Here is a 26724-nt window from a genome sequence, read left to right on the forward strand (position 1 = left end):
AAATAATAACGCCATAAACTTATAGGCAGTTAACGATATAGTTGAGGTGTGAGATGAAACGCTTTTTAACCGCAGCGCTGGTCGCTGCAACGTGCCTATCCGGTGTGGCCTGCGCGGCTGACGCCACCATCCCCTGGGCGGACAACAGCGGTGGCACGGAAACGACCCATATCGCGGCGATGGGGCAGGATCTGAATGCCCAGCATCAGCAGGTGACGAAGACGAATGAGGGGGTATGGGCGGCGAACTCCGGAAGCATCAGCGCTGATGAAGCGGCATTATCCAGCACAAAGCCGACTTTTGCTGGCGATCCGTCTCTGATGCCCCATCAGGGCTAAGCGAATAGAAACGCCAGGTTGCTTGAGGGCAACCTGGCGTTTTTTTATGGTTTGACAACCTGCCAGCCGGCGTCAGCATCGGGGGCAAAGCGCGTGATGGCCTGCGCTTTTGCGGCGCTCTCTTCGCCGAGATTAGCCTGATAAACGGTATCGTGCAGATCGATCATAAAGCTCATCACTCCGGTTTCACCCCATTCCACAGGCCAGGCAAGCAAGGCCGCATCCTGGTCATCGCGGCCTGCGATAATGCGGAAACGATAGCCATGATAACCGGCGCCGGGCTCCGTCGGGCTGAATGCCGGCCCCAGCGGGCTGGGCGTCTCACCCGGCGACGTCGGCCAGTACAACCCATCTTTTTTGCCTTCACTGCTGATGATTTTCTGCGCCCAGCGGTGATTAAGCTGGTAGTAATCCTGCTGGGCGTCAACGTAAGCGTGCATGGCGGCTATCGCTGACAGTTCATTGCGACCGATGGCGCGGGTGAGGATCTCCTCTTCGCCTGCGGCCATATCAAAGCGCCAGCCCTGAGACGTTTTTACGATAGGCACCGGCAACCGCCATGCCTCGCTGCCGACGTCGAGCCAGGCGTTATCACCCTGCTGCACGATGACATGTTTTACCTGCCAGTCGCGCTGAAAACGGTCGACGGCGCTGGGGTCGATCCCATCGGTAGGTAAAAATTGCTGCCAGTTATCGCCGAGCACCTTGCTCAGCGCCGCTTCATTTTGCTGGCTGAGCGCCTCAGCCAGCGCGCTCGCGGCCTGTTCCGGTGTAGAAAACTGCTGCTGGGCGAAGGCGGCTAACGGTGACAGTATCAATGTGAACAGGGCAATAGGTAATAGGTTTCTCATTCTGCTCATCCTCAGCGGCGGCGCAGTTCATGGTGTTCGGAAAGACGTTCTCTGGCGCCGCCACGCTCCTCGCGGTTTACAGCGGAAAACTGCCGACTTTGCAGTCCCCGTTCCTGCTGCGCTTGCCAGGAGGGGGCGCGGCTTTCGTTGCCGCTAAGAGCGCTGGCGCGTAAATGACTAACCTGCTGCTGACGCTGCGCGGGCGTGGCGGACTGGATCTGCTGCCGATGCTGTTGCTGCTGAGGTGTCAGGTTCTGCTCGCGGCTCTTAACGGTTTCCCGACGCTGCTGTTGTTGCGGCGTGGGATTTTTCAACTGCGTTTTCGCCGCATCGCGACGCTGCTGCTGGGTCGAGGTTGGTGTGCTGTCGTAACCGCGATAGTTGCTGCGCTGGGTGGCTTGTTTCAATTGCGCCGAAGCTGCCTGACGCTGGGCATCGCGTGAGGCGTTGTTTGCCGCCAGGTTGCCCGCTGTCGCCGCCGGTACGTTATGATGCAGCTGGGTCATCGCTGCCTGGCGCTGCGCTTCGCGATCGACTGGCGCATGTTGGGTAGTGCTCAGCCCGCCAGCAACGTTGGTCTGATGGAAGCGTTGAGCAACCGTATTATCGGGATACGGTGTGTGACCGCGATAGGCAGGATTATGCTGCCAGTTAACGTGGTTGCCCGGCAGGTTTTCTCCCGTTATATGATTGAAATTATTTACATTAATATTGATGTTATCGCCATTATGCGAGTAATCGCCGTGGTGATAGTCGTCATCGTGATGGTGGTGGTCATCATCATCATCCCAGTCGATACTGCTAAACAGCGCCCAGGTAGTGGCCACGCCCAGGCTGTAACCGAAGCCTTTGACGAAGCTATCGGTAAACTGCTCCCCGGGAGGCGGCGGCAGGTAGACCGGCGGATAGGCGCTGTTTGGCCAGGTGCCATAGACGGTGGAGGGGTTATAGCTGGGAACATAGACCACCTGCGGATTGGTCGGTTCTATTTTAATGACCTGCGTGGGCGCAGGCGCCGCCGAGTGGGTGGTGGACGTTGCTGCCGTGCTGCTGGCGGAAACCGGTGCGGCAGGGGTGACAATCACTTTCTGCTGTGGCGTGGATTTCAGTGTCCCGGTCTGCTGGGCAATAGTGCGCAGGCGCTGCACCGAGTCCATCACATCATGCGGCTGGGCCAAAAACGCATTGCCGAGGTTCTCCACCCACGGCGGATTTTCGCCCATCATCGCCAGCAGGGCAGGGAAAGCGACAAGGGATTTGACGCTGGGATCCCACGGCTGACTGGCAACCGCCTGAACCGCCGCATCCCCTTTCATCGCGGGGTTATCCTGGGACCACTGTACCGCCTGCATGACGTTGTCGGGATAAGTGGAGGCCATCAACACCTGCGACAGCAGACTGTCCGGGTAGAGCGCGATGGGCGCGACCCACTGATCAATTTGCGCCTGGGTGTAGGTGGTGGTCACCGGCTGTGTCGTAGACGCTGCGGGCGCTGGCTGGGCTGGCGGTTCAGCGATCGTCGCCGGGGTTCGGCTTTGTACATAGAGTGTTCCCGCCGCCGCGAGTAAGCCAGCGCTACAGAGCAGGGCGATGATATGGGGTTTGAACGGCAGTGACATAGAAGCTCCTGACCCAAAAAGTAACCCATCTCGCTAAAGTATCGGCGAAAACGGCGCGTTTGCTGAGTATAAGTAAGCGGTATGGCTTTTTATTGATTATTGTTGGGATCGGCCCGGGGAGTTGTACGCGGAAAGGAATTTTTGTCGCGGGATTTGAACAGAAAGCCTGCAATATCCTGCCCTTAACGATTCAGCTAAATTTTAATGTTGCTTTTTTGTAAACAGATTAACACCTTTCAAAAATCCTGCTATGCTGCCGACGCGGTATCGGGCATTTACCCTACAAACTGCTGTCTCACAGGAGCGTGAAGAAAATCGCCCAGCCACTAAATCCTTCAAGATGCGTCAAGGCGGCAAACTGCCAATACCGAAGCAGATTGATTGAAGACGTGTAGGCCGCATTATGACAATGAGAAGCGAGGAGAACCGTCGTGCTAGAAGAATACCGTAAGCACGTAGCTGAGCGTGCCGCCATGGGGATTGTTGCCAAACCCTTAGATGCAACCCAAATGGCCGCGCTGGTAGAACTGCTGAAAAACCCGCCTGCGGGCGAAGAAGAATTCCTGTTAGACCTGCTGATTAACCGTGTACCGCCGGGCGTCGACGAAGCCGCCTATGTTAAAGCTGGATTCCTTGCCGCGATCGCCAAAGGCGAAGCGACCTCCCCTCTGGTAACCCCTGAAAAAGCCGTTGAACTGCTGGGCACCATGCAGGGCGGTTACAACATTCATCCGCTGATCGATGCGCTGGACGACGCGAAACTGGCGCCGATTGCCGCGAAAGCGCTGTCTCATACTCTGCTGATGTTCGATAACTTCTACGACGTAGAAGAGAAAGCAAAAGCAGGTAACGAGCATGCTAAACGGGTCATGCAATCCTGGGCTGACGCTGAGTGGTTCCTGAACCGCCCGCAGCTGGCAGAGAAAATCACCGTTACCGTCTTCAAGGTCACCGGCGAAACCAATACCGATGACCTGTCTCCGGCGCCGGATGCCTGGTCGCGCCCGGATATCCCACTGCATGCGCTGGCGATGCTGAAAAACGCCCGCGAAGGAATTGATCCGGACCAGCCGGGCGTCGTCGGCCCGATTAAACAAATCGAAGCCCTGCAGCAGAAAGGCTATCCGCTGGCCTACGTCGGCGACGTGGTCGGTACGGGTTCCTCGCGTAAATCCGCGACCAACTCGGTGCTGTGGTTTATGGGCGACGATATTCCGAACGTGCCGAACAAGCGCGGCGGCGGTCTGTGCCTGGGCGGCAAAATCGCGCCAATCTTCTTCAACACCATGGAAGATGCAGGTGCGCTGCCTATCGAAGTTGATGTGTCAAACCTGAACATGGGCGACGTGATTGACGTTTACCCGTTCAAAGGCGAAGTGCGTAATCACGAAACCAACGAACTGCTGGCCAGCTTCGAGCTGAAAACCGATGTGCTGATCGACGAAGTGCGCGCCGGTGGCCGTATTCCGCTGATCATCGGCCGCGGCTTGACCACCAAAGCGCGCGAAGCGCTGGGGCTGCCGCACAGCGACGTCTTCCGTCAGGCGAAAGACGTGGCGGAAAGCACCCGCGGCTTCTCTCTGGCGCAGAAAATGGTTGGCCGCGCCTGCGGCGTTGCCGGTATCCGTCCGGGCGCCTACTGCGAGCCGAAAATGACCTCCGTCGGTTCTCAGGACACCACCGGTCCAATGACCCGTGATGAACTGAAAGACCTGGCGTGCCTGGGCTTCTCCGCTGACCTGGTGATGCAGTCCTTCTGCCACACCGCAGCCTATCCGAAGCCGGTTGACGTGACCACGCACCATACCCTGCCGGACTTCATCATGAACCGCGGCGGTGTTTCTCTACGTCCGGGCGATGGCGTTATCCACTCCTGGCTGAACCGCATGCTGCTGCCGGATACCGTGGGTACCGGCGGCGACTCCCATACCCGTTTCCCAATCGGTATCTCCTTCCCGGCGGGCTCTGGTCTGGTGGCCTTCGCCGCTGCGACCGGCGTGATGCCGTTGGATATGCCGGAATCGGTGCTGGTGCGCTTCAAAGGGAAAATGCAGCCGGGTATCACCCTGCGCGACCTGGTTCATGCCATCCCACTGTATGCCATCAAGCAGGGCCTGCTGACCGTTGAGAAGAAAGGTAAGAAAAACATCTTCTCTGGTCGCATCCTCGAGATCGAAGGTCTGCCGGATCTGAAAGTCGAGCAGGCATTTGAACTGACCGATGCGTCTGCTGAGCGTTCTGCTGCCGGCTGTACCATCAAGCTGAACAAAGAGCCGATCGTTGAGTACCTGAACTCCAACATCGTCCTGCTGAAGTGGATGATCGCCGAAGGCTACGGCGACCGCCGTACGCTGGAACGCCGTATCCAGGGCATGGAAAAATGGCTGGCGGATCCGCAGCTGCTGGAAGCCGACGCTGACGCGGAATACGCGGCAGTGATCGACATCGATCTGGCGGATATCAAAGAGCCAATCCTGTGCGCGCCGAACGATCCGGACGATGCCCGTCTGCTGTCTGACGTGCAGGGCGAGAAGATCGACGAAGTGTTCATCGGTTCCTGCATGACCAACATCGGCCACTTCCGTGCCGCCGGTAAGCTGCTGGACAGCCACAAAGGCCAGCTGCCGACTCGCCTGTGGGTGGCGCCGCCAACCCGTATGGACGCCGCGCAGCTGACCGAAGAAGGCTACTACAGCGTGTTTGGTAAGAGCGGGGCGCGTATCGAAATCCCTGGCTGTTCCCTGTGTATGGGTAACCAGGCTCGCGTGGCCGACGGTGCGACGGTGGTCTCCACCTCCACCCGTAACTTCCCGAACCGTTTAGGTACCGGCGCTAACGTCTATCTGGCCTCTGCCGAGCTGGCAGCGGTGGCTTCTCTGCTCGGCAAATTGCCGACGCCGGAAGAGTACCAGACCTTCGTGGCGCAGGTGGATAAGACAGCGGAAGATACCTACCGTTATCTGAACTTCAACCAGCTGGATCAGTACACTGAAAAAGCTGACGGCGTGATCTTCCAGACCGCGGTGTAAAACCATTCGGTCAGCCCGGCTGACCGTTTGGCGATAAACTCCCCAATGCCCGGTGAACATTGCATCACCGGGCATTTTTATTTCCAAACCTCCTGCCCGTTACGCTTTTTTTCTTTCTGTCTGCTGCGATAATTACTGCATGGGTACAGTGCAGCGGTGACGCATTGCCCTTGCAGAGGAAAAGACTATGGACTACGAATTTCTGCGCGATATTACCGGAGTGGTAAAGGTGCGAATGTCGATGGATCACGAGGCGATCGGCCACTGGTTCAACGAAGAGGTGAAAGACAATCTTGCCCTGCTTGATGAAGTAGAGCAGGCTGCACGCACCGTGAAGGGCAGTGAACGTTCCTGGCAGCGGGCTGGCCATGAATATACGCTGTGGCTGGATGGCGAAGAGGTGATGATCCGCGCCAATCAGCTGGAGTTTTCCGGCGACGAAATCGAGGAGGGGATGAGCTACTACGACGAAGAAAGTCTCTCTCTCTGCGGCGTGGAGGATTTCCTGCAGGTCGTTGCCGCTTATCGTGAATTTATGCAGCAGCGTTAATGACGCCTTTTATGTCGGGTGGCGCAAGAGCGTAGCCCTGCTAAGCGTAGCGTGAGCAGGGGAAATCCCCGGGTAGCGGCTGGTGCCTTACCCGGGCGACCAGGCGACGCAGAATCCCAGGCCCGGCAAGCACAAGCGCCGCCGGGCATTTCCAATATTACACGGCAGGAATATTGCGGCCGTAGTAAATCTCGCGCATCTCTTTCCACAGCAGGTCGGTAATGACCTTGCGCTCTTCGGCGGTCAATTCTTCCGGTCGGGTATGGAACATGTAGTGCTTAAGGTCGAACTCCTTGAGCAACATTTTGGTATGGAAGATATTTTCCTGATAAACGTTCACATCGACCATGTCATACAACGACTTAATGTCATCGGACATAAAGTTCTGAATCGAATTGATTTCATGATCGATAAAATGCTTCATCCCATTGATATCGCGGGTAAAGCCGCGCACGCGGTAGTCAATGGTCACAATGTCCGATTCCAGCTGGTGGATCAGATAGTTCAGCGCTTTAAGCGGAGAAATGACCCCGCAGGTAGAGACTTCAATATCGGCGCGGAAGGTGCACAGTCCACCTTCCGGATGGCTCTCCGGGTAGGTATGCACGCAGATATGGCTCTTATCGAGATGGGCGACCACGGTTTCCGGTAACGGACCTGGATGTTCGGTCTGGTCGATAAGCTTGGGATCGACAGGCTCTTCGCTGACCAGAATGGTCACGCTGGCGCCCTGGGGTTCATAATCCTGGCGGGCGATATTCAGGATATTGGCGCCAATAATAGAACAGGTTTCTGTCAGGATCTCCGTCAGGCGATTGGCATTATAGAGTTCGTCGATATAGGCGATGTAGCCGTCACGCTCCTCTGCCGTTTTGGCGTAACAGATATCGTAGATACAAAAACTCAGGCTTTTAGTCAGGTTGTTAAAGCCATGCAGCTTCAATTTTTTCAATTTAGTTCACCCCCTTACTTCGCGTCACGGTGCGGACAGAGCATCATGCAGATATTGTGGTAAGGCGAAGGCCGCCGTATGGATTGCCGGATTGTAGTAACGGCAGGTCAGGTTGGCTTTGTGAAAGCGCGCCTGAATGATTTCGCTGGAGAGATGGCGCAACGCCTCGTTGTCGCTCGCCCAGGCAAAAGTCATGATCCCGCCGTAATAGGTTGGGATGGCCGCCTGATAGAGGCTGACGTCGCGAAAATAGTGGCTCAGTTTGCGATGGCTACCGACCGCTTCGTCCTGCTGCAGGAAACAAACGCCGTTTTGGGCAACGAACACGCCCCCCGGGTTCAGGCAGCGTTTGCAGCCTTCATAAAAAGCCGAGGTGAACAGGCTTTCGCCCGGACCGATAGGGTCGGTACAGTCCGAAATGATCACGTCAAACGTTTGCGTCGTCTGGTTAACAAAATTGACGCCATCATCAATCACCAGCGTGAAGCGCGGATCGTCGTAGGCCCCGGCGCTATGGTTGGGCAGGTACTGACGGCAGAATGAGACCACCCCGGCATCGATTTCCACCATGGTGATGGTTTCGATGCTACGGTGACGAGAGACTTCGCGCAGCATCGCGCCGTCGCCGCCGCCGATGATCAGGACATGCTTCGCGTTGCCGTGGGCCAGCAGCGGCACGTGGGTCATCATTTCGTGATAGATAAACTCATCGCGTTCGGTGGTTTGCACGACGCCATCCAGCGCCATCACCCGGCCAAAGGCGCGGTTGTCGAAGATGATCAAATCCTGATGATCGGTTTTTTCGTGGTACAGCACGTTATCAACGCTAAAGTACTGACCAAAATGGTCATGCAGCGTTTCATGCCACAGTGGATTATCGGCCACGGTGAGGCTCCTCCTTCGTTAACATCTGTTACACCCGTAAAACGAGTGCAACATCATAGACAACTATAGATGAGGATGCACGGCGGTTATTGCAGCAATGCGGCAGGAATAACCGCCACCGCCCGGGGAGAGCGGTGGGGGGAGGGTTATTTCGCCGGTGCGGGTTGGCTATCTACTATCCGCACGGAATAAACCATGGTGGCGCCTGGCGGGATTTTCGGCGGTAATCCTTTACTGCCATAGGCTTTTTCGGGCGGGACGACCAGCGTCAAGGAGCCATGGTTCTGCAGGCGTTGCAGCGGGCCGCGAAACACCGGGGGATAGGCATCCAGCTTCTGGGTGAGCGCCTGATCTTTCGCTTCCATATCGTTGATCACTGTCCCGTCCGTCAGCATCTCTTTGATTACTACGGTGACCAGATCGTTACCGCTTATTTTTCCTTTGCCCGGATAATCGACGCGACTGTAGACGCCATCTTTGAAGACCACATCTTTTTTGCGCGCAAACGCCTGCTGATATTTCTTACCGGCACTGATGTTTTTCTGCTCGATTTTATTCAGGTTCTGGAAAACCTGCTGCGAGACGTCAAACAGCGCCTTGTTACGCTCCTGTTCTCCGAGACGAAGCTGGCCGCTAAAAGCATCTTCGATACCCCGCAGCACCAGCCCGGCGTCGACGGTAATTCCCTGAGTGCGACGGGTGGTGAGAACGTTAAGGGCTTCTGCTCCCATCGAGGCGCCGATCGCATAAGCCTGCTGTTCTCCCGATGCGCTGAGTTTGGCGGCGGCGCTCTCGCCGCTGCGCGTTTTAGACTGTACAGAAAGCTGTGTTCTCAGCAGTTGGATTTCATCTTCTTTCATCCGTAGCTGGGCGTTGTCTTTATCCGCCTGCAGGCGGTAGGCTGCAACAACCGCCGCCATTTCCGGCGGCTCATTTTTTGGCGCTGCAGCGGTGTCAGGGCGGGTTGTTGGCGCTTTTTCCGCGGCGGCCAACCGGGCGGTTAACGACTGCTTGTCGGCGTTTAGCGCCTTGACCTGGTCGAGAGCGGCCTGCTGTGTTTTCTCCGCGGCGTCGAGCCGGATAGTCAGCGACTGCTTATCGGTGGTCAGCGCTTTGACCTGGTCGAGGGCGGACAGCTTCTCTTTTTCCGCCGCGGCCAGTCGGCTGGCCAGCGGCTGTTTATCAGCGTTCAGTGTTTTGGCCTGGTCGAGGGCGGCCTGCTGTGCCTTCTCCGCAGCGGCGAGCCGGATAGTCAGCGACTGCTTATCGGTGGTCAGCGCTTTAACCTGCTCGAGGGCAGCCAGCTTCTCTTTTTCCACCACGGCCAGTCGGGTGGCCAGCGGCTGTTTGTCGGCGTTAAGGGCTTTGGCCTGGTCGAGGGCGGCCTGTTTCTCTTTTTCCGCAGCCATCAGCCGGGCGGTGAGTGTCTGCTTGTCTGTGTCGAGGGCGGTGAGCTGGCCGAGTGCGGTCTGCTGTGCTTTTTCCGCGGCGGCCAGCCGGGAGGTCAGCGTTTGTTTATCTGTATTCAGCGTGGTGAGGCTGGTGCTGAGCCGTTTATTTTCCGCTTCGACGCTCTGAAGCTGCGACGTTAATTGTTGGATCTGCTTAAGTGCGGCAGCCTGGCTCTGTTGCAGAGTATTATTCCGGGCAACGACTTCCTTTTTAATTAACGTCTCATTTTCCGCCGTGGCGGCGGTTAAGGCGAGCTGTAATTGCTTTATTTTATTATTTAACGCCGCTTGCTCATTCGCAATGGATGTATCCGTGGCTGGTGTGGCGGTAAGCTGTTTTTTTAATTGTTGGATAATTTTATCTTTTTGCGCAATCGTTGCCTGTTGGCTGGCGATTCTTTTTTGCAACTGTGCGTTATTGGCCGTCGTTTTTTTATTGTCCGCGTTCTGGCGAGCGTCTGACGCTTGCTTTGCTGTGGCCGCAGAGCTTTTCTCTTCTTGCGCTTGAGCTTGCTGAGTTTGCTGCTGGGCGTAATCGAGAAAAGCCGGCGTAGCACCGGCGTAGAATGAGGTTGAAAGCGCCAGCGCCGCGACGAGCATCAGCAGTGGTGCTTTAGGGGTCAGCGTGGCGGGTTTGTTCATGGCAGTTTGTTTTCACCACGCTGTACCAGGGTATCGATCAGCGTTTTCTGGATATCGGAACACAGTTTGATGGATTTAAACTGGTACATGGAGTCAATGCCCAGTCGGGTGGGATCGGCCACTTTATCGCGCACATTGTTGTATTGCGATGCCGAACGCACCAGGGCATTGAACTCATTGCTGAGTTTAGTTGCCTGCTGTGGGTTCACCTCTTTAAGTGAATCCAGCGCCTTTCGGCAGGACTCAATACGCTCCTGTTCGCTGGCCGCTCGCTCCTGCTCAGCCTGCTGCTGTGATGTGAGCGGCGTGGTGATCGGTTTTACCTGCTGGCGAGAAGAGGTATTGCTACAGCCCACTAATAAAAATGCGGCGAGCGGGATAATACGGAGAGTCGGCGAGATATTCACAATTTCAGTCCATGAAGTAGGGATATTTTCACCGGATTCTAGAAGGGTGCTTTTTATTTTTCAATATATGGCTAATGATATTTTATTAGTTTTTTAGTCATTCATCATTATTAGGGGTTTAATTTATTTGGCGAATTGATAGGTTTGCAATTAAATAATGTTTGTTTATATACAATAATAAATATAGATATAAATATTTAAATGTGACAAATGAAACGGCAAAGGCGCGGAGCGTGACCGTCCGCGCCGGTCATTATTTGACGTAAGCCAACAGGCTGAGCGAATCGCGGGCCAGCGCTTTGCATTTTTTCGCCGTCGGGATGTTAATACCGCTGAGATCGCGGTAGCTATCCTCGCCAAGCGCTTTCATGTTGTAGCTGTCGTAGTTGCTCAGGTCCCACTGGTTCTGTTGGGCAAAGAACACCAGCGCGCGTCGGATCTGTGTATTGGGCAGGTTCTGGTAGCCACAGTCGTTTTTCAGAAACACAAAAACCGCGGTTAAATCAGCCATATCTTCTGCTTCTGATTCGCTGAGCGCGTAGCTGTTGGCGGAGAGAGCAAGCAGGCTGCCGAGTACCATTGTTCTGAAAAGCGTCTTCATTTTTTCTACCATTAGATCACCGACGCTTCAAATTAGCATACTTCTTTACACAGCGCCGATCTTTATTCTTACTCTTCTGCTTGACCTTCCCGTTACGGTAGGGTTTAAGCTCAAATATTCGCCCGCAGAATAAAAAGGATGTGAATATGCAACGTCGAGACTTCCTCAAACTGACCGCCGCGGTTAGCGTGGCCAGCGCATTACCGCTATGGAGCCGTGCGGTTTTTGCGGCCAGTCGCCCGGCTCTGCCGATACCGACGCTGTTAACGGCCGATGCGCGCAACCGTATCGCCCTGACGATCCAGGCGGGCAAAACACAGTTTGGCGCTCTGCACGCCACCACCTGGGGCTATAACGGTTCACTGCTGGGTCCTGCGCTACAGTTGACGCAGGGGAAGACCATTACGGTTGACATTACCAACCAGCTGGCGGAAGAGACCACGCTGCACTGGCATGGCCTGGAGGTCCCGGGCGAGGTCGACGGCGGACCGCAGGGGGTTATCGCCCCGGGCGCCACCCGTACGGTGAGCTTCACGCCGACGCAGCGGGCGGCCACCTGCTGGTTTCATCCGCATCAACATGGGACCACCGGCCGGCAGGTGGCGATGGGGCTGGCCGGCCTGGTGCTGATCGAGGATGAAGAGAGCGGACGCCTGCTGCTGCCTAAGCAATGGGGAATCGATGATGTGCCGGTGATTGTCCAGGACAAGAAGTTCACCGCCGCCGGCGAGATCGACTACCAGCTGGATGTGATGAGCGCCGCTGTCGGCTGGTTTGGCGATACGCTGCTGACCAATGGCGCTCTCTATCCCGAACATGCCGCCCCGCGGGGCTGGCTACGTCTGCGCTTGCTAAACGGCTGTAATGCCCGTTCTCTCAATTTTGCCACCAGCGATAAGCGCCCGCTGTACGTGGTGGCCAGTGACGGCGGTCTGTTGGCCGAGCCGGTGAAGGTCGATGAATTGCCGGTGTTGATGGGGGAACGCTTTGAGGTGCTGGTGGACACCAGCGACGGTAAACCTTTCGATCTGGTGACCCTGCCGGTGAGCCAGATGGGCATGGCCATTGTGCCTTTTGATAAACCACAGCCGGTGCTGCGCGTTCAGCCGCTGGTCATTCCCGCCTCCGGCAAACTGCTGGATACGCTGGCCACGCTGCCGGCGCTACAGTCCCTGACGGGGCTGACGCAGCGTCAGCTCCAGCTGTCGATGGATCCGATGCTCGACAGGATGGGCATGCAGGCGCTGATGGAGAAGTATGGCGACCAGGCGATGGCGGGAATGGACCACGGCATGATGGGACATGGCGGCATGGGCGACATGAGCAATATGCACCATGGCGACATGAGCAATATGAACCACGGGGCTGGTCGGGATCATGGCATGTCGTCAGGCAAGGGGTTTGATTTCCATAACGCCAACCGCATCAACGGCAAAGCCTTCGACATGAATGTGCCGATGTTTGCCGCGGCCAGAGGCCAGTATGAGCGCTGGGTGATATCGGGTAAGGGCGACATGATGCTGCATCCGTTCCATATCCACGGCACCCAGTTCCGTATCCTCAGCGAGAACGGCAAGCCGCCAGCCGCGCACCGCAGCGGCTGGAAAGATACCGTCCGCGTGGAAGGTGACGTCAGTGAAGTGTTGGTGAAGTTTGATCATCCGGCGCCGAAGGAGTTTGCCTATATGGCCCACTGCCACCTGCTGGAGCATGAAGACACCGGAATGATGTTGGGATTCACGGTTTAGGGCTCGGCGGCCTGCTGCCATCTTCCATGGGGAGAAGGGATAAACACAAAAAAACGGCAACTTTCGTTGCCGTTTTGCGTTTTATTTGGCGTCATCCGGGAGCGCATAGGCGACGATGTAATCGCCCATTTTGGTACCGAATGAGCCGTGACCGCCGGCAGAGAGGACAACATACTGTTTGCCATTCACTTCGTAGGTCATTGGGGTGGCCTGACCGCCGGCTGGCAGACGGGCTTCCCACAGCTTCTCGCCGTTGCTCATATTGTACGCGCGCAGGTAGTTATCTGCGGTCGCGCCGATGAACAGGACGTTACCGGCCGTGGAGATCGGACCGCCAAGCATCGGCATCCCCATGGTGAACGGCAGCTTAACCGGCATCGGGAACGGCAGGCTGTCCTGCGGAGTACCGATACGTTTTTTCCATACCACTTCGTTGGTTTTCAGATCCAGCGCGGAGATATAGCCCCAGGCCGGTTGTTTGCACGGCAGACCGAACGGCGACAGGAACGGATTCAGGGTGACGCCGTACGGGACACCGTACTGTGGCTGCACGCCGGACTCGGTGCCAGAGCCTTTCGCATCTTTCGGCGGCTCCATCGGGTTGCCCGGGCCGCGTGGGATCAGTTTAGAGACGAACGGCAGCGCCATCGGGTTGGCAATAGCCACCTGACGGTTCGGATCGACGGAGATACCGCCCCATTCAAACATCCCCAGGTTACCCGGGAAGACGAGAGTGCCCTGCTCAGATGGCGGGGTGAAGATACCTTCATAGCGCATCTGGTGGAAGATCACGCGACACACCAGCTGGTCGAACATAGTGGCGCCCCACATGTCCGCCCCGGTCAGATCTTTCTTCGGACGGAAGCTCAGATCGGAGAACGGCTGGGTTTTGGCGACGTAATCCCCTTTGGCAGCGCCCTGCGGAACCGGTTTTTCCGGGGCCGGGACCACCAGCTCGCCATTACGGCGATCCAGTACGAAGATGTTGCCGGTTTTCGCCGGGGCATAGACGACCGGTACGGTTTTACCATTAACCTCAATGTCAGCCAGCGTCGGCTGGGAGGGCATATCCATATCCCACAGATCGTGGTGGACGGTCTGGTAGCTCCAGGCCAGCTTACCGGTGGTGGCGTTCAGCGCCACAATCGAGCTGGCGTAACGCTCTTGCTCCGGCGTGCGGTTGCCGCCCCAGATATCCGGGGTGGTCACGCCCATCGGCAGATAGACCAGATCCAGCTTAGCGTCGTAGGCGGCAGGCGCCCAGGAGTTCGGTGAGTTGAGCGTGAAGTGATGTTCATCGCTCGGGATGGCGTTCGGATCTTTCGCACCCGGATCGAAGGCCCACAAGAGTTTACCGGTATTCACATCAAAGCCGCGGATGACGCCAGACGGCTCGCGGGTTGAGAAGTTATCGGTGACCGCGCCGGCAATCACGATGGTTTTATCGGTGATAATCGGCGGAGAAGTGGGTTCATACATACCCGGCGTGGTGACCGGCATGTTGGTCTGCAGGTTGAGAATACCTTTATTGGCAAAGGTTTCGCACAGCTTACCGTTGTCGGCGTTCACCGCGAACAGGCGGCCATCGTTCACCGGCAGGATAATACGGCGCGGACAGTCGGCGACGACGTCGGCAGGCGCGTTATCCGCTTTGGCTTCGTGATAAGAGACGCCGCGGCAGGTGACGTGCTGGAACGACGGATCGGCGTTCAGCTGCGGGTCAAAATGCCACTTCTCTTTACCGGTGGCCGCGTCCAGCGCGAACAGACGCTGGTGGGCGGTACACAGGAAGAGCGTGTCGCCGACTTTAATCGGCGTCACTTCGTTGGTGATTTCACCCGGGTCGTTCGGTTGCTTCAGGTCGCCGGTGCGGAATACCCAGGCTTCCTTCAGGTTCTTCACGTTGTCGGCGTTAATCTGCTTCAGCGGAGAGAAGCGCTGGCCTTCCTGGTTGCGGCCATAGGCCGGCCAGTCGCCGTCGGCAACGTTGGAGATCGGCGCGGCCGGGGTGGCGTCGGCGCTCAGGGTGCCGTTGACTTCCTGCGGGTCGTTAAAACCAGCCCAGGTCAGCATGCCGCCGCTGATCAGCAGGGCGACGACCAGCGCGCCTACGGCGCCAGCGGAAGGCACGGACAGACGACGCCAGACAAAGGGCAGGATCAGCCAGATACCAAAGAAGACGAGGATGTCGCTACGCGGCGTCAGCGCCCAGAAGTCGAAGCCGACTTCCCAGACGCCCCAGATCATCGTCGCCAGCAGCAGCGCAGCGTACAGCCACAGCGCAGCGCGTTTGCCGCGCAGCAGCATCACGGTCACGCCCAGCATCACCAGACCGGCGATAGGGTAGTACCAGGAGCCGCCAAGCACGACCAGCCATGCTCCGCCGATTAAAAGATAGAGGCCGCAGAACGCTGCAAATAGCGCAGTCAGCGTCACCAGGAGCCTTGATTGTTGAGACTTTGTTTCAGCCATAGAAAGTTACTCATATGTTTGTTAATTTTTTAACTGCAATTAATTATAGGTTTTAACAAGTGTGATCGGAATCACAAATATAGCTTTATTAATCCCTGCACCGAAGATTTCTTTTTGCTGGTATACTGGATGGCTTGCCGGTCATCGTCGGGGCGAAAGCAGCGGCTTTGATGATTTATATTTAGAATCAAATGGTTAGTCTTATGAAACATACTGTAGAAGTGATGATCCCGGAATCCGAGATCAAAGCGCGCATCGCGGAACTGGGTCGTCAAATCAACGAACATTATCAGGACAGCGGCAGCGAAATGGTGCTGGTGGGGCTGCTTCGCGGCTCATTTATGTTCATGGCCGACCTGTGCCGTGAAGTGCAGGTGCCGCATGAAGTCGATTTTATGACCGCCTCCAGCTACGGCAGCGGCATGTCCACCACCCGTGATGTGAAAATCCTCAAAGATCTGGATGAAGACATCCGTGGTAAAGATGTACTGATCGTGGAAGACATCATCGATTCCGGCAATACCCTGTCTAAAGTGCGTGAGATCCTCAGCCTGCGCGAGCCGAAATCGCTGGCCATTTGTACGCTGCTGGATAAACCAAGCCGTCGTGAAGTGAATGTCCCGGTTGAGTTCGTCGGTTTCGCCATTCCGGACGAGTTCGTGGTGGGCTACGGTATCGACTACGCCCAGCGCTACCGTCATCTGCCGTATATTGGCAAAGTTACCCTGCTGGACGAGTAAGAGATATCCCCCCAGGACAGCGCGCGCTGCGCTCTCCAGGGGGGCTAAGCCTGAAGGCTATTTGTGGTTGATGTGCTTGATCTTGAGGTTGGAGATGCCGTGGCGATAGCGCTGTTCGAGGGTTTCCCGGCTCACGGCGGTGACATCCAGATCGCGCAGCAGCCCGTCGTGAATGCCATATGCCCAGCCGTGGATGGTGACCTTCTGTCCGCGCTTCCACGCCGATTGCATAATCGTCGAATGTCCCAGGTTGTACACCTGCTCCATCACGTTGAGTTCGCAAAGGGTATCCAGACGGCGCTCCTCCGGCATTTCACCTAGCAGTGAGCTGTGCTTGAACCAGATATCGCGGATATGCAGGAGCCAGTTGTCGATAAGCCCCAGCTCCGGGTTTTCCACCGCCGCCTGCACGCCGCCGCAGCCGTAGTGGCCGCAAATAATAATGTGCTCGACTTCGAGGACATCGACGGCATACTGCACCACCGACAGGCAGTTCAGGTCGGTGTGGATCACCAGGTTAGCGACGTTACGATGGACAAACAGTTCGCCAGGTTCCAGGCCGGTAAGTCGCTCAGCGGGAACGCGGCTGTCAGAGCAGCCAATCCAAAGGAAGCGCGGTTTCTGCGTCTGCGACAGTTTCTCAAAAAAGCCGGGGTCCTCTTCCACCAGCATTTTTGACCATAGTGCATTATTGCTGATGAGTGTATCTATATCATTCATGGACGTTATCGGCCTGTAACCAAGTAAGTGCGTTGCGCTAATATAGGGTAAGCTCACCTTTTTTAAAACCATCTTAACCCGTGATACGTCAGGCTACCGATGCGTTGGCGGCGCCAGCGCCAGTAGAACGCAAACGTGAGTCAGGCGGGTTAATGACGTGTCACGACACGAGAAGAGATATTTAATGACCATTGCTCTGGAATTAAAACAGCTCAAAAAAACCTACCCCGGCGGGGTTCAGGCGCTGCGGGGAATCGACCTGCAGGTTGAAGCAGGCGATTTCTATGCCCTGCTGGGGCCGAACGGGGCCGGAAAATCCACGACTATCGGCATCATCAGTTCGCTGGTGAATAAAACCTCCGGTCAGGTCAATGTCTTTGGCTACGATCTGGAAAAAGACGTCGTCAATGCCAAGCGTCAGCTTGGCCTGGTGCCGCAGGAATTTAACTTCAACCCGTTCGAGACCGTGCAGCAGATTGTCGTTAACCAGGCGGGCTACTACGGCGTGGAACGCAAAGAAGCTGTCGCCCGCAGCGAAAAATACCTAAAACAGCTCGATCTGTGGGAAAAACGCAACGAACGCGCGCGGATGCTCTCCGGCGGGATGAAGCGTCGCCTGATGATCGCCCGCGCGCTAATGCATGAGCCGAAGCTGCTGATCCTCGACGAACCGACCGCTGGCGTCGATATTGAACTGCGTCGCTCAATGTGGGGCTTTCTTAAGGATCTGAACGATCGCGGAACCACCATTATCCTGACCACCCACTATCTCGAAGAGGCCGAAATGCTATGCCGCAACATCGGCATCATCCAGCACGGCGCGCTGGTGGAAAACACCTCGATGAAAGCGCTGCTGTCGAAGCTGAAGTCAGAGACCTTTATTCTTGACCTCGCGCCAAAAAGCCCGGTACCGAAGCTCGAAGGCTACCAGTACCAACTGGTCGATACCTCGACGCTGGAAGTCGAGGTTCTGCGCGAGCAGGGGATTAACAGCGTCTTTGCCCAACTGAGCGCCCAGGGGGTGCAGGTACTGAGTATGCGTAACAAAGCTAACCGTCTGGAAGAGCTGTTTGTCACGCTGGTGCATGAGCGAAAAGGAGAGTCAGCATGATGCAGCTTTATTGGGTCGCGCTGAAAAGCATCTGGACCAAAGAGATCCACCGTTTTATGCGCATCTGGATCCAGACGCTGGTGCCGCCGGTGATCACCATGACCCTGTACTTCGTGATTTTCGGCAACCTGATCGGGTCGCGCATCGGCGAGATGCACGGCTTTACCTATATGCAGTTTATCGTGCCGGGCCTGATCATGATGGCGGTGATCACCAACGCTTATGCCAATGTCGCCTCGTCGTTCTTCAGCGCCAAGTTTCAGCGCAATATTGAAGAGCTGCTGGTGGCGCCGGTGCCGACGCATGTGATCATCGCTGGCTACGTTGGCGGCGGCGTGGCGCGCGGACTGTGCGTGGGGATCCTGGTGACGGCGGTATCACTGTTCTTTGTGCCGTTCCAGGTTCACTCCTGGCTGTTTGTCGCCCTGACGCTGATCCTCACCGCGGTGCTGTTCTCGCTGGCGGGCCTGTTGAACGCGGTGTTTGCCAAGACCTTTGACGACATTAGCCTGATCCCGACCTTTGTGCTGACGCCGCTGACCTACCTCGGCGGGGTGTTCTACTCGCTGACCCTGCTGCCGCCGTTCTGGCAGGGGCTGTCGCATCTGAATCCCATCGTCTACATGATCAGCGGTTTCCGCTTCGGCTTCCTGGGTATCAACGATGTGCCGCTGGTGACCACCTTTGCGGTGCTGGTGGTCTTCATCGTCGCCTTCTATCTGCTTTGCTGGTCGTTAATCCAGCGCGGCCGCGGCCTGCGCAGCTGATGCTCATCACGGTTAGCGCTTCCTGATGCCAATACGCGAAGCGCTAACCGCTTATCTTTGACCGCCATCACCGATACGCCATCCTCCCCTTGCTACATTGTTGGCTGGCTAAGGAGGGAAGCATGCTTGGTTGGGTCATTACCTGCCACGATGAGCTGGCGCAGGAGATGCTGGATCGTCTTGAACGAAAATTTGGTCCGCTGGCCCAGTGCCGGGCGGTCAATTACTGGCGCAATCTCAGCAGTAATATGTTGAGCCGGATGATGTGCGATGCGCTGCATGCCACCGACTCCGGGGACGGGGTCATTTTCCTGACCGACAGAACCGGCGCGGCGCCTTATCGGGCCGCGGCGCTGATGAGCCACAAACATACCCACTGCGAAGTGATCTCCGGCGTCAGCTATTCATTACTTGAGCGAATGTATCTGCTGCGGAACACGTTAAGCAGCGAGGCGTTTCGCCAGGCCATCGTCAGCGCAGGCGGGCCGATGGTGAGCAGCCTGTGGCATCAGCAGCAGAAGAATCCCCCGTTCCGCTTGCGCCATGATACCTTCGGAAATTAAGCAGCGTGACAGATGCTGCTTTTGTTACAATAACTGCCGTTGATGGTTTACCGGTTCGATGCGCATGCTTGCCCGATTTTTTACGCTGCTTCTTTTACTGACCTCGCTCAGCGCTTCCGCCAGTCTGCTTAGCCAGCAGGGCAAGCCTGTACACTATATGCAGACCACCGAAGATGCGGTCATCTGGGCGCAGGTGGGGAATCATGTGGTCAGCGTCGGCAATGTGCGTGCCGGGCAGATCCTCGCGGTCGTCCCGACGGCGGCTGACTATTATGAATTTCGCTTCGGCTTCGGCACCGGGTTTATTGATAAAGGCCACCTCGAGCCGGTACAGGGTAAGCAGCGCGTGGAGGACCGACTGGGGGATCTCAATAAACCGTTGAGTAACCAGAATTTGCTCACCTGGAAAGATACGCCGCTCTACAACACACCCGCCGTGAGCAGCGTGCCGTTTGGTACGCTGGCCACTAACCTGCGCTATCCGATCCTCAGCAAGCTAAAAGACCGGCTCAATCAGACCTGGTTTCAGATCCGCATTGGCGACCGGCTGGCGTGGGTCAGCAGTCTGGATGCACAGGAAGATAATGGTATTCCCGTACTGACCTATCATCACATTCTGCGCGACGAAGAGAACACCCGTTTCCGCCATACCTCGACCACCACCTCGGTACGCGCCTTCAACAACCAGATGACCTGGCTGCGCGATCAGGGCTATACCACGCTGACCCTGTATCAGCTGGAAGGCTATGTGCGTAATAAAATCAACCTTCCGGCGCGGGCAGTGGTCATCACCTTCGATGACGGCCTGAAATCGGTAAACCGTTACGCCTATCCGGTACTAAAGCAGTACGGTTTTCATGCCACCGCGTTTATTATCTCCTCGCGTATTAAGCGCCATCCGCAGAAATGGGATCCGAAATCGCTGCAGTTCATGAGTATTTCTGAACTCCGGCAGATCCAGGATGTTTTTGATATTCAGTCGCATACCCACTTCCTGCATCGGGTTGACGCCGGCCGCCGGCCGATTTTATTCAGCCGCAATTACCATAATATTCTGTTTGATTTCGCCCGCTCGCGCCGGGCGCTCAGCCAGTTTAATCCGCATGTTCTCTACCTTTCCTATCCCTTCGGCGGCTATAACGCCACGGCGGTGCAGGCGGCGAATGACGCCGGGTTTCATATGGCGGTGACGACGGTGCGTGGGAAGGTGAAGCCGGGGGACAATCCGTTTCTGCTAAAGCGGTTATATATCTTACGCACGGATTCGCTGGAGACGATGTCGCGGCTGATCAGTAACCAGCCGCAGGGGTAATACCGGCGCTGTGCCTGAGCGCAGCGCCGCGGTCATCAGGCGACCTGCACCGGAATGGCTTTCGCCTGGCGCTTCATTTCATTGTCGCCTTCGAAGTAGGCGATGTTGGGCTGCCAGCGGCGCGCCTCTTCGTCCGACATGGTGACGAAGCTGGCGATGATCAGGATATCGCCGACGCTGGCGCAGTGCGCGGCGGCGCCGTTGACGGAGATGATTCTGGAGCCCCGCTCGGCGGCAATGGCGTAGGTGGAGAAACGGTTGCCGTTGGTGACGTTCCAGAGGTGAATGGTTTCATTCTCCAGAATACCGGCCGCATCCAGGAAATCCTGGTCAATGGCGCATGAACCTTCATAGTGCAGGTCAGCCTGCGTGACTTTTACGCGGTGGAGCTTGCCCTGCAGCATATTACGCATCATAACTTCTACCCTTCAACCTTAATGTAGCAGAGCGGACAGGTCGTCCGCCCTGAGAAAAGCCCGGGCAAGTATTGCCCGATTTTTACCCGCTGTCTACTGACCGAGCGTGACGATCTGGTTGTCGATCAGGCGGGCCTGACCCAGCCAGGCGGCCATCAGGATCACCGCGCGCTGGCTGGCATCCGTCAGCTCAAGCAGGGTGTCGGCATCGCGGATCTGAATGTCGTCGGCGCGGAAGCCTTTTTCATTCAGCTCCTGTTCAGCGATAGCGATGATCTCATCGAGCTGGCGATCGCCGGCGACCAGTTTTTCCGCCACCGCGCTCAGCACCTTGTAGAGGCCGGGAGCGATTTTGCGCTGGTCGGCGGTCAGGTAGCCGTTACGCGAGCTCAGCGCCAGGCCATCTTTCGCGCGGACGATCGGCACGCCGATAATCTCGATATCGTAGCCCATGTCGGCGACCATCTTGCGGATCAGCGCCAGCTGCTGAAAGTCTTTCTCGCCGAAGCAGGCGACGTCCGGCTGAACCAGATTGAACAGCTTACTGACGATGGTCGACACGCCGCGGAAGTGGCCCGGGCGGCTGGCGCCTTCCAGCATAGTGGACAGGCCTGGGACGTCGACGTAGGTCTGGCCTTCGGTGCCCTGCGGGTAGACTTCCGCCGGCGTCGGCGCGAAGACAAAGTCGACATGGCGCTTGTTCAGCTTTTCGCAATCATCCTGCAGGGTACGCGGATAGCGCGCCAGGTCGTCGGCGCGGTCAAACTGCATCGGATTGACGAAAATACTGACCACCACCACGTCCGCGCTGGCTTTAGCCTCATCAACCAGCTTCATATGACCATCATGCAGGTTGCCCATCGTCGGAACCAGCGCGATACGCTTACCTTCCTGACGCAGACGGCGGATATGCTGACGCAGCAGCAGCACGGATTCAATAATCAGCACAACAAGACTCCTTAATGGAAACTGTGTTCTTCGCCCGGATAGACCCCGGATTCAACTTCGGCAATATACTGCCGTACCGCGGCGCGGATGTCGCCCGCTTCGGCAAGGAAATTCTTGGCGAATTTAGGGATGTGGCCGCCGGTGATCCCGAATGCGTCATGCATCACCAGGATCTGCCCGTCGGTGACGTTGCCCGCGCCGATGCCGATCACTGGAATGGTCAGGGCGTCGGTAATGCGTTTCGCCAGTTCTACCGGGACGCACTCCAGCACCAGCAGCTGCGCGCCAGCCGCTTCCAGCGCTAATGCGTCGTCAAACAGGGTCTGCGCTGCATCGCCGCGCCCCTGCACTTTATACCCGCCGAATACGTTTACCGACTGCGGCGTGAGGCCGAGGTGGCCGCAAACCGGCACCGCGCGTTCCGCCAGCATCTTCACGGTATCGGCCAGCCAGGCGCCGCCTTCGAGTTTGACCATATTGGCGCCAGCGCGCATCACGATGGCCGCATTTTCGAAGGTCTGTTCGGGGGTGGCATAGGCCATGAACGGCAGGTCGGCAAGCAGCAGGCTGTTCGGCGCACCGCGGCGGACGGCGCGGGTGTGATAGGCGATATCTTCCACGGTGACCGGCAGGGTGGAGTCGTGACCCTGTACCGTCATTCCCAGGGAATCGCCCACCAGCAGCACATTAATGCCTTCATCGGCGAACAGCTTCGCGAAGCTATGGTCGTAGGCGGTAATGGTGGCAAAGCGCTTCTTTTCCTGTTTGCATTTCTGCAGCAGGGCAATGGTGGTCGGTTTCATAACATTTCCTGATGATGAAAGTCATATTAACCGGCATTCTAACAGCAGCATTCAGAGGGGCAATGATTTTGGGCAACCGATTACGACGATCGCCGCAAATGCTAAAAAAGGAGAGGGGATTACCAGCTCGCGGGTTTTTCCGCGCCCAGATCATCCAGCACGGCGCGCAGCGCAGGGCCGTCAGGAAAATGGAGATCCGGAGCGATCTCGAACAGCGGCCAGAGCATAAAGCCGCGGTTTTTCATATCATAGTGCGGAACGGTCAGGCGCGGGCTATTGATGACCTCATCGCCAAACAGCATGATGTCGAGGTCGAGCGTGCGCGGTCCCCAGCGTTCAGCTTTGCGCACCCGACCCTGCTGCAGCTCGATGCGCTGAGTGTGATCGAGCAGCGCATCGGGCGCCAGGGTGGTTTCCAGCGCGACGGCGGCGTTGAGATAGTCCGGCTGATCCTGCGGGCCCAGCGGCGGCGTGCGGTAGAACGAAGAGACGTTCACCACGCGGCTGTGCGGAATATCGCCCAGCGCGCGGATGGCTGCCTGCACCTGCTCCAGCGGAGAAGCAAGGTTACTGCCAAGCGCGATATAGACCAGGGTCATGCGTTACCCTGACGCGGCGCGCGTTTGCGCGGACGACGGTGGCGACGGCGTGGCGCCGGATCGTCCCCGAGGTCGTTGAGCATGTCTTTTTGTTCCGGCGGCGCGGCGACCTGGAATTCGCCCCACCATTTGGTCAGACGCTGCAGTTCGCTGTTGTTTTCCGCCCCGGCGCGCAGCTCCAGCAGATCGTAGGCGGCACGGAATTTCGGATGCTCCATCAGTTTCCAGGCGCGTTTGCCCTGGCGACGGGACATGCGCAGCTGCAGCTGCCAGATATCACGAATAAGGGTAGTGATGCGTTTAGGGATCGCCAGCGTACGGCAGGCTTCGTCCAGGACATCGTTCATCGCCAGAGCGAAGGCGTCGTAGTACGCCAGGCCGCTCTCCTGGGCGATTTTTTGCGCCGTCTCCAGCAGCGGATACCAGAACATCACCGCGAAGAGGAAGGCCGGATTGACGCGCATGTCGTTATGAATGCGGTTATCGGTGTTCTTCAGTACCTGGCTGATGATCCGTTCCATCGGGCTGTCACCGCGCTCGGTAAAGTAGCGGGTGATGGTCGGGAACAGCGGCTGGAACAGGTTGTATTCGCGCAGCAGCATGTAGGTCTGGTAGCCATACCCGGCCTGCAGCAGCTTAAGCACCTCTTCGAACAGGCGTGCCGGCGGCACGTCGTGGAGCAGGGTGGCCAGGCGCGGCAGCGGTTCAGCCGTTTCCGGGCTGATACGCATATCCAGCTTGGCGGCAAAGCGCACCGCGCGCAGCATGCGTACCGGATCTTCGCGATAGCGGGTTTCCGGATTGCCGATCAGGCGGATCACGCCGTCCTGCAGATCCTTCATGCCGCCGACGTAGTCGCGAACGGTAAAGTCAGCCACGCTGTAATAAAGGCTATTGATGGTGAAGTCGCGACGCTGGGCATCCTCTTCGATCGAGCCGAAGATGTTATCCCGCAGCAGCATGCCATTCTGGCCCTGCTGGGAGGTCACGCGATCGGTGGTGTGCCCTTCGTGGTGGCCGCGGAAGGTGGCCACTTCAATGATTTCCGGCCCGAACATGACGTGCGCCAGGCGGAAACGTCGCCCGACCAGACGGCAGTTGCGGAACAGCTTGCGCACCTGATCCGGTGTGGCGTTGGTGGTGACGTCAAAATCTTTCGGCTTTTTGCCAAGCAGCAGGTCGCGGACACCGCCGCCGACCAGCCAGGATTCGTAGCCTGCCTTGTTGAGGCGGTACATGACCTTGAGGGCGTTTTCACTGATATCTTTGCGGGAAATAGCATGCTGCTCACGCGGGATCACCGTCATAGGCATGGGTTCGACGGCGGCTTCTGCCTCGCGCTCCTCACGGCTTAGCACCTTACGGCAAAAATTAGCGACTCGGGTAAAAATGGTGCACCTCGTAGTGTCAGACGGACTTCAGATCAACTGTACAGTATAAAAATAGCGGCTAATCATAGCTCAGCGGGAGCCATTTGAGAATGCTCGATTTTTGCGGGCTGCCAGTTGGCGACGGCCTGACTGAGTAAATCGTCCATGCTCAGGGCTTGCCAGTCCTGGGCGATGTCCTGATTAAGAAACCGGAGCGCCCGGACAATTTCGGGGCGCGGATCGCCTTCCGGCAGCGCCGGTGCGTGGTTTTGTTTAGAGAGTTTATTCCCGTCAGCATTGAGGGCCAGCGGCAGATGGAGGTAGTCCGGCGCCTGCCAGCCAAAATGCTGATACAGTGAAATCTGCCGGACCGTCGGCTCAATCAGGTCAGCGCCGCGGACGATCTCGGTGATCCCCTGAAAGTGGTCATCAACCACCACCGCCAGGTTGTAGGCAAACAGGCCGTCGCGACGGTGGATAATAAAATCCTCGCGCGCCAGCGGCTCATTGGCGATGAGCGTACCGTGCAGGCGATCGGTGAACTGCAGCACCGGACGGGTCTGGCGCAGGCGCAGCGCGGCGTTTTCCGCCCCCAGCCCGAGGTCGCGGCAGTGACCATCGTAGATCCCGCCTACGGCATGGATCCGCGCGCGGGTGCAGGTGCAGTAATAGCTCAGCCCTTGTTCACCCAGCCAGGCCAGCGCCTCGCGGTAAGCTTCATGTCGTTGCGACTGCCAGAGCACGTCGCCGTCCCAGTGCAGACCGTAGTGGTCAAGCTGGCGCAGAATGGTGTCGGCGGCCCCGGGGACTTCGCGCGGCGGGTCGATATCTTCAATACGAACGCGCCAGATACCCTGGTTCGCGCGGGCTTGCAGGTAGCTGCCGAGCGCGGCAATCAAAGAGCCGAAGTGGAGTTCACCGGAGGGGGAGGGAGCAAAGCGCCCAATATAGCGTGAGTCAGTCATGTTACGGACAACAGAACCAGGCGGGAGAGACTCCCGCCAGAGAGTGAGGCAGCAGGGGATTAGCCCGCCATCTGTTTTTCGCGAATTTCCGCCAGGGTTTTGCAGTCAATGCACAGATCCGCAGTCGGACGCGCTTCCAGACGGCGAATGCCGATCTCCACGCCGCAGGATTCGCAGTAGCCGAAGTCTTCATCTTCAACTTTTTTCAGCGTTTTCTCGATCTTTTTGATCAGTTTACGTTCGCGGTCGCGGTTACGCAGTTCCAGGCTGAACTCTTCCTCCTGGGCGGCACGGTCTACCGGATCCGGGAAGTTGGCAGCTTCATCCTGCATGTGCGTTACGGTGCGATCCACTTCATCCCTGAGTTGATTACGCCATGCTTCAAGAATACGCTTGAAGTGCGCCAGCTGGGCTTCGTTCATATACTCTTCGCCCGGTTTCTCTTGGTACGGCTCCACCCCAGCGATGGCGAGAATACTCAGGGACGATGTTTTACGGTTTTGCCCTTCTTGCATGTTGCTTCTCCTTAACACGCACTATCGATCCCCATGTGGGGGAAAATCAGGCCGCTATAAATAGCAGATGCTTTTCCGGATAGCAATTATCTAAACGTTACACTTGACAACCCTGTGAAGAAAAGCGTATTCGCGCTTGCGACCCGAACACTATTTAGCCACTTATTTCCCGGGGTTTAACACCACGGCAATCGGCTTATTCAGAGTCATCTTCGTCGTAGAAAGTTCCGCCTTCCAGGCGAGAATTTCCACCCCCTTGTCGCGGGCTTCTGTTAACAGCTGTGCGTATCTGGCATCAATATGATGCGCGGGAGAGAAACGGTCAATTGCCGAATGCAAAACGGCAAATA

General features: G+C 57.1%; 27 protein-coding genes. 10 read left to right on the forward strand and 17 right to left on the reverse strand.

Annotated features, from left to right (window positions below; translation table 11 throughout):
- Positions 1-53 precede the first annotated feature (53 nt).
- On the forward strand, positions 54-338 hold the full coding sequence (locus tag CW267_RS08085) for a hypothetical protein (protein WP_008807410.1): 285 nt from the start codon (positions 54-56) through the stop codon (positions 336-338).
- A gap of 44 nt (positions 339-382) precedes the next feature.
- On the opposite strand, the gene CW267_RS08090 is transcribed toward CW267_RS08085, so the two are convergent.
- Positions 383-1189, reverse strand: coding sequence for a DUF2950 family protein (locus tag CW267_RS08090; protein ID WP_012542842.1), 807 nt, complete (start codon positions 1187-1189; stop codon positions 383-385).
- Between the two features lie 11 nt (positions 1190-1200).
- The gene (locus CW267_RS08095; protein ID WP_100781228.1) at positions 1201-2808 is read right to left on the reverse strand and encodes a DUF3300 domain-containing protein; all 1608 of its coding nucleotides are present in this window, start codon (positions 2806-2808) and stop codon (positions 1201-1203) included.
- 431 nt (positions 2809-3239) lie between these two features.
- On the opposite strand from CW267_RS08095, the gene acnB reads away from it, so the two are divergent.
- Positions 3240-5837, forward strand: coding sequence for a bifunctional aconitate hydratase 2/2-methylisocitrate dehydratase (acnB, locus tag CW267_RS08105; protein ID WP_008807407.1), 2598 nt, complete (start codon positions 3240-3242; stop codon positions 5835-5837).
- A gap of 187 nt (positions 5838-6024) precedes the next feature.
- Complete coding sequence (gene yacL, locus CW267_RS08110; protein WP_004204373.1) at positions 6025-6387, forward strand: protein YacL; 363 nt, start codon at positions 6025-6027, stop codon at positions 6385-6387.
- Between the two features lie 157 nt (positions 6388-6544).
- On the opposite strand, the gene speD is transcribed toward yacL, so the two are convergent.
- From speD to CW267_RS08135, 5 genes are all read right to left on the reverse strand, one after another.
- Entirely contained in the window at positions 6545-7339 is a 795-nt protein-coding gene (gene speD, locus CW267_RS08115) for an adenosylmethionine decarboxylase (RefSeq protein ID WP_008807406.1), read from the reverse strand.
- Between the two features lie 24 nt (positions 7340-7363).
- The gene (speE, locus tag CW267_RS08120) at positions 7364-8224 is read right to left on the reverse strand and encodes a polyamine aminopropyltransferase (protein WP_100781227.1); all 861 of its coding nucleotides are present in this window, start codon (positions 8222-8224) and stop codon (positions 7364-7366) included.
- Between the two features lie 146 nt (positions 8225-8370).
- On the reverse strand, positions 8371-9633 hold the full coding sequence (locus CW267_RS30435) for an FKBP-type peptidyl-prolyl cis-trans isomerase (protein WP_131027579.1): 1263 nt from the start codon (positions 9631-9633) through the stop codon (positions 8371-8373).
- Positions 9634-10313: 680 nt separating this feature from the next.
- On the reverse strand, positions 10314-10724 hold the full coding sequence (locus CW267_RS08130) for a hypothetical protein (protein WP_022064774.1): 411 nt from the start codon (positions 10722-10724) through the stop codon (positions 10314-10316).
- Positions 10725-10977: 253 nt separating this feature from the next.
- The gene (locus tag CW267_RS08135; protein ID WP_002888808.1) at positions 10978-11325 is read right to left on the reverse strand and encodes a YacC family pilotin-like protein; all 348 of its coding nucleotides are present in this window, start codon (positions 11323-11325) and stop codon (positions 10978-10980) included.
- Between the two features lie 146 nt (positions 11326-11471).
- Between CW267_RS08135 and cueO the strand changes: the two genes are divergently transcribed.
- The gene (gene cueO, locus CW267_RS08140; protein WP_100781226.1) at positions 11472-13073 is read left to right on the forward strand and encodes a multicopper oxidase CueO; all 1602 of its coding nucleotides are present in this window, start codon (positions 11472-11474) and stop codon (positions 13071-13073) included.
- An 81-nt stretch (positions 13074-13154) separates the two neighbouring features.
- Here cueO and CW267_RS08145 read toward each other — a convergent pair whose 3' ends face one another.
- The gene (locus tag CW267_RS08145) at positions 13155-15545 is read right to left on the reverse strand and encodes a glucose/quinate/shikimate family membrane-bound PQQ-dependent dehydrogenase (RefSeq protein ID WP_100781225.1); all 2391 of its coding nucleotides are present in this window, start codon (positions 15543-15545) and stop codon (positions 13155-13157) included.
- Between the two features lie 79 nt (positions 15546-15624).
- On the opposite strand from CW267_RS08145, the gene CW267_RS30440 reads away from it, so the two are divergent.
- Positions 15625-15744 (forward strand): hypothetical protein, encoded by a 120-nt coding sequence (locus CW267_RS30440; RefSeq protein WP_012542835.1) that lies wholly within the window; start codon positions 15625-15627, stop codon positions 15742-15744.
- A gap of 4 nt (positions 15745-15748) precedes the next feature.
- Positions 15749-16285 (forward strand): hypoxanthine phosphoribosyltransferase, encoded by a 537-nt coding sequence (hpt, locus tag CW267_RS08150; RefSeq protein ID WP_004204384.1) that lies wholly within the window; start codon positions 15749-15751, stop codon positions 16283-16285.
- A 57-nt stretch (positions 16286-16342) separates the two neighbouring features.
- Here hpt and can read toward each other — a convergent pair whose 3' ends face one another.
- Complete coding sequence (gene can / locus CW267_RS08155) at positions 16343-17005, reverse strand: carbonate dehydratase (protein WP_004204385.1); 663 nt, start codon at positions 17003-17005, stop codon at positions 16343-16345.
- A 184-nt stretch (positions 17006-17189) separates the two neighbouring features.
- On the opposite strand from can, the gene CW267_RS08160 reads away from it, so the two are divergent.
- The 4 genes from CW267_RS08160 (at position 17190) to CW267_RS08175 (ending at position 20758) form a co-directional block, all read left to right on the forward strand.
- The gene (locus CW267_RS08160) at positions 17190-18116 is read left to right on the forward strand and encodes an ABC transporter ATP-binding protein (protein WP_008807399.1); all 927 of its coding nucleotides are present in this window, start codon (positions 17190-17192) and stop codon (positions 18114-18116) included.
- Positions 18113-18883 (forward strand): ABC transporter permease, encoded by a 771-nt coding sequence (locus CW267_RS08165; protein ID WP_008807398.1) that lies wholly within the window; start codon positions 18113-18115, stop codon positions 18881-18883. The genes CW267_RS08160 and CW267_RS08165 overlap by 4 nt, the downstream gene beginning before the upstream one ends.
- 122 nt (positions 18884-19005) lie before the next feature.
- On the forward strand, positions 19006-19446 hold the full coding sequence (locus CW267_RS08170; protein WP_008807397.1) for a PTS sugar transporter subunit IIA: 441 nt from the start codon (positions 19006-19008) through the stop codon (positions 19444-19446).
- A 58-nt stretch (positions 19447-19504) separates the two neighbouring features.
- The gene (locus CW267_RS08175) at positions 19505-20758 is read left to right on the forward strand and encodes a polysaccharide deacetylase family protein (protein WP_008807396.1); all 1254 of its coding nucleotides are present in this window, start codon (positions 19505-19507) and stop codon (positions 20756-20758) included.
- Between the two features lie 35 nt (positions 20759-20793).
- Here CW267_RS08175 and panD read toward each other — a convergent pair whose 3' ends face one another.
- From panD to CW267_RS08215, 8 genes are all read right to left on the reverse strand, one after another.
- Positions 20794-21174, reverse strand: coding sequence for an aspartate 1-decarboxylase (panD, locus tag CW267_RS08180; protein ID WP_004204397.1), 381 nt, complete (start codon positions 21172-21174; stop codon positions 20794-20796).
- Between the two features lie 93 nt (positions 21175-21267).
- Entirely contained in the window at positions 21268-22122 is an 855-nt protein-coding gene (panC, locus tag CW267_RS08185) for a pantoate--beta-alanine ligase (RefSeq protein WP_022066363.1), read from the reverse strand.
- An 11-nt stretch (positions 22123-22133) separates the two neighbouring features.
- Complete coding sequence (panB, locus tag CW267_RS08190) at positions 22134-22925, reverse strand: 3-methyl-2-oxobutanoate hydroxymethyltransferase (protein WP_012542832.1); 792 nt, start codon at positions 22923-22925, stop codon at positions 22134-22136.
- A gap of 119 nt (positions 22926-23044) precedes the next feature.
- Positions 23045-23524, reverse strand: a complete 480-nt coding sequence (folK, locus tag CW267_RS08195; protein WP_012542831.1) for a 2-amino-4-hydroxy-6-hydroxymethyldihydropteridine diphosphokinase — start codon at positions 23522-23524, stop codon at positions 23045-23047.
- A complete protein-coding gene (gene pcnB, locus CW267_RS08200; RefSeq protein ID WP_071582539.1) occupies positions 23521-24915 on the reverse strand; it encodes a polynucleotide adenylyltransferase PcnB in 1395 nt (464 codons plus the stop codon). Before pcnB ends, folK begins: the two co-directional genes overlap by 4 nt.
- Positions 24916-24977: 62 nt before the next feature.
- Positions 24978-25859, reverse strand: a complete 882-nt coding sequence (gene gluQRS / locus CW267_RS08205) for a tRNA glutamyl-Q(34) synthetase GluQRS (RefSeq protein WP_012542830.1) — start codon at positions 25857-25859, stop codon at positions 24978-24980.
- Positions 25860-25918: 59 nt separating this feature from the next.
- A complete protein-coding gene (gene dksA, locus CW267_RS08210) occupies positions 25919-26374 on the reverse strand; it encodes an RNA polymerase-binding protein DksA (RefSeq protein WP_007749299.1) in 456 nt (151 codons plus the stop codon).
- 162 nt (positions 26375-26536) lie between these two features.
- The coding region (locus tag CW267_RS08215; protein WP_206054889.1) for a DNA/RNA nuclease SfsA at positions 26537-26724 on the reverse strand (188 nt) is incomplete at its 5' end.

This window comes from Klebsiella sp. X1-16S-Nf21 (genome assembly GCF_002837615.1).
Classification (GTDB): Bacteria; Pseudomonadota; Gammaproteobacteria; order Enterobacterales; family Enterobacteriaceae; genus Klebsiella; species Klebsiella variicola.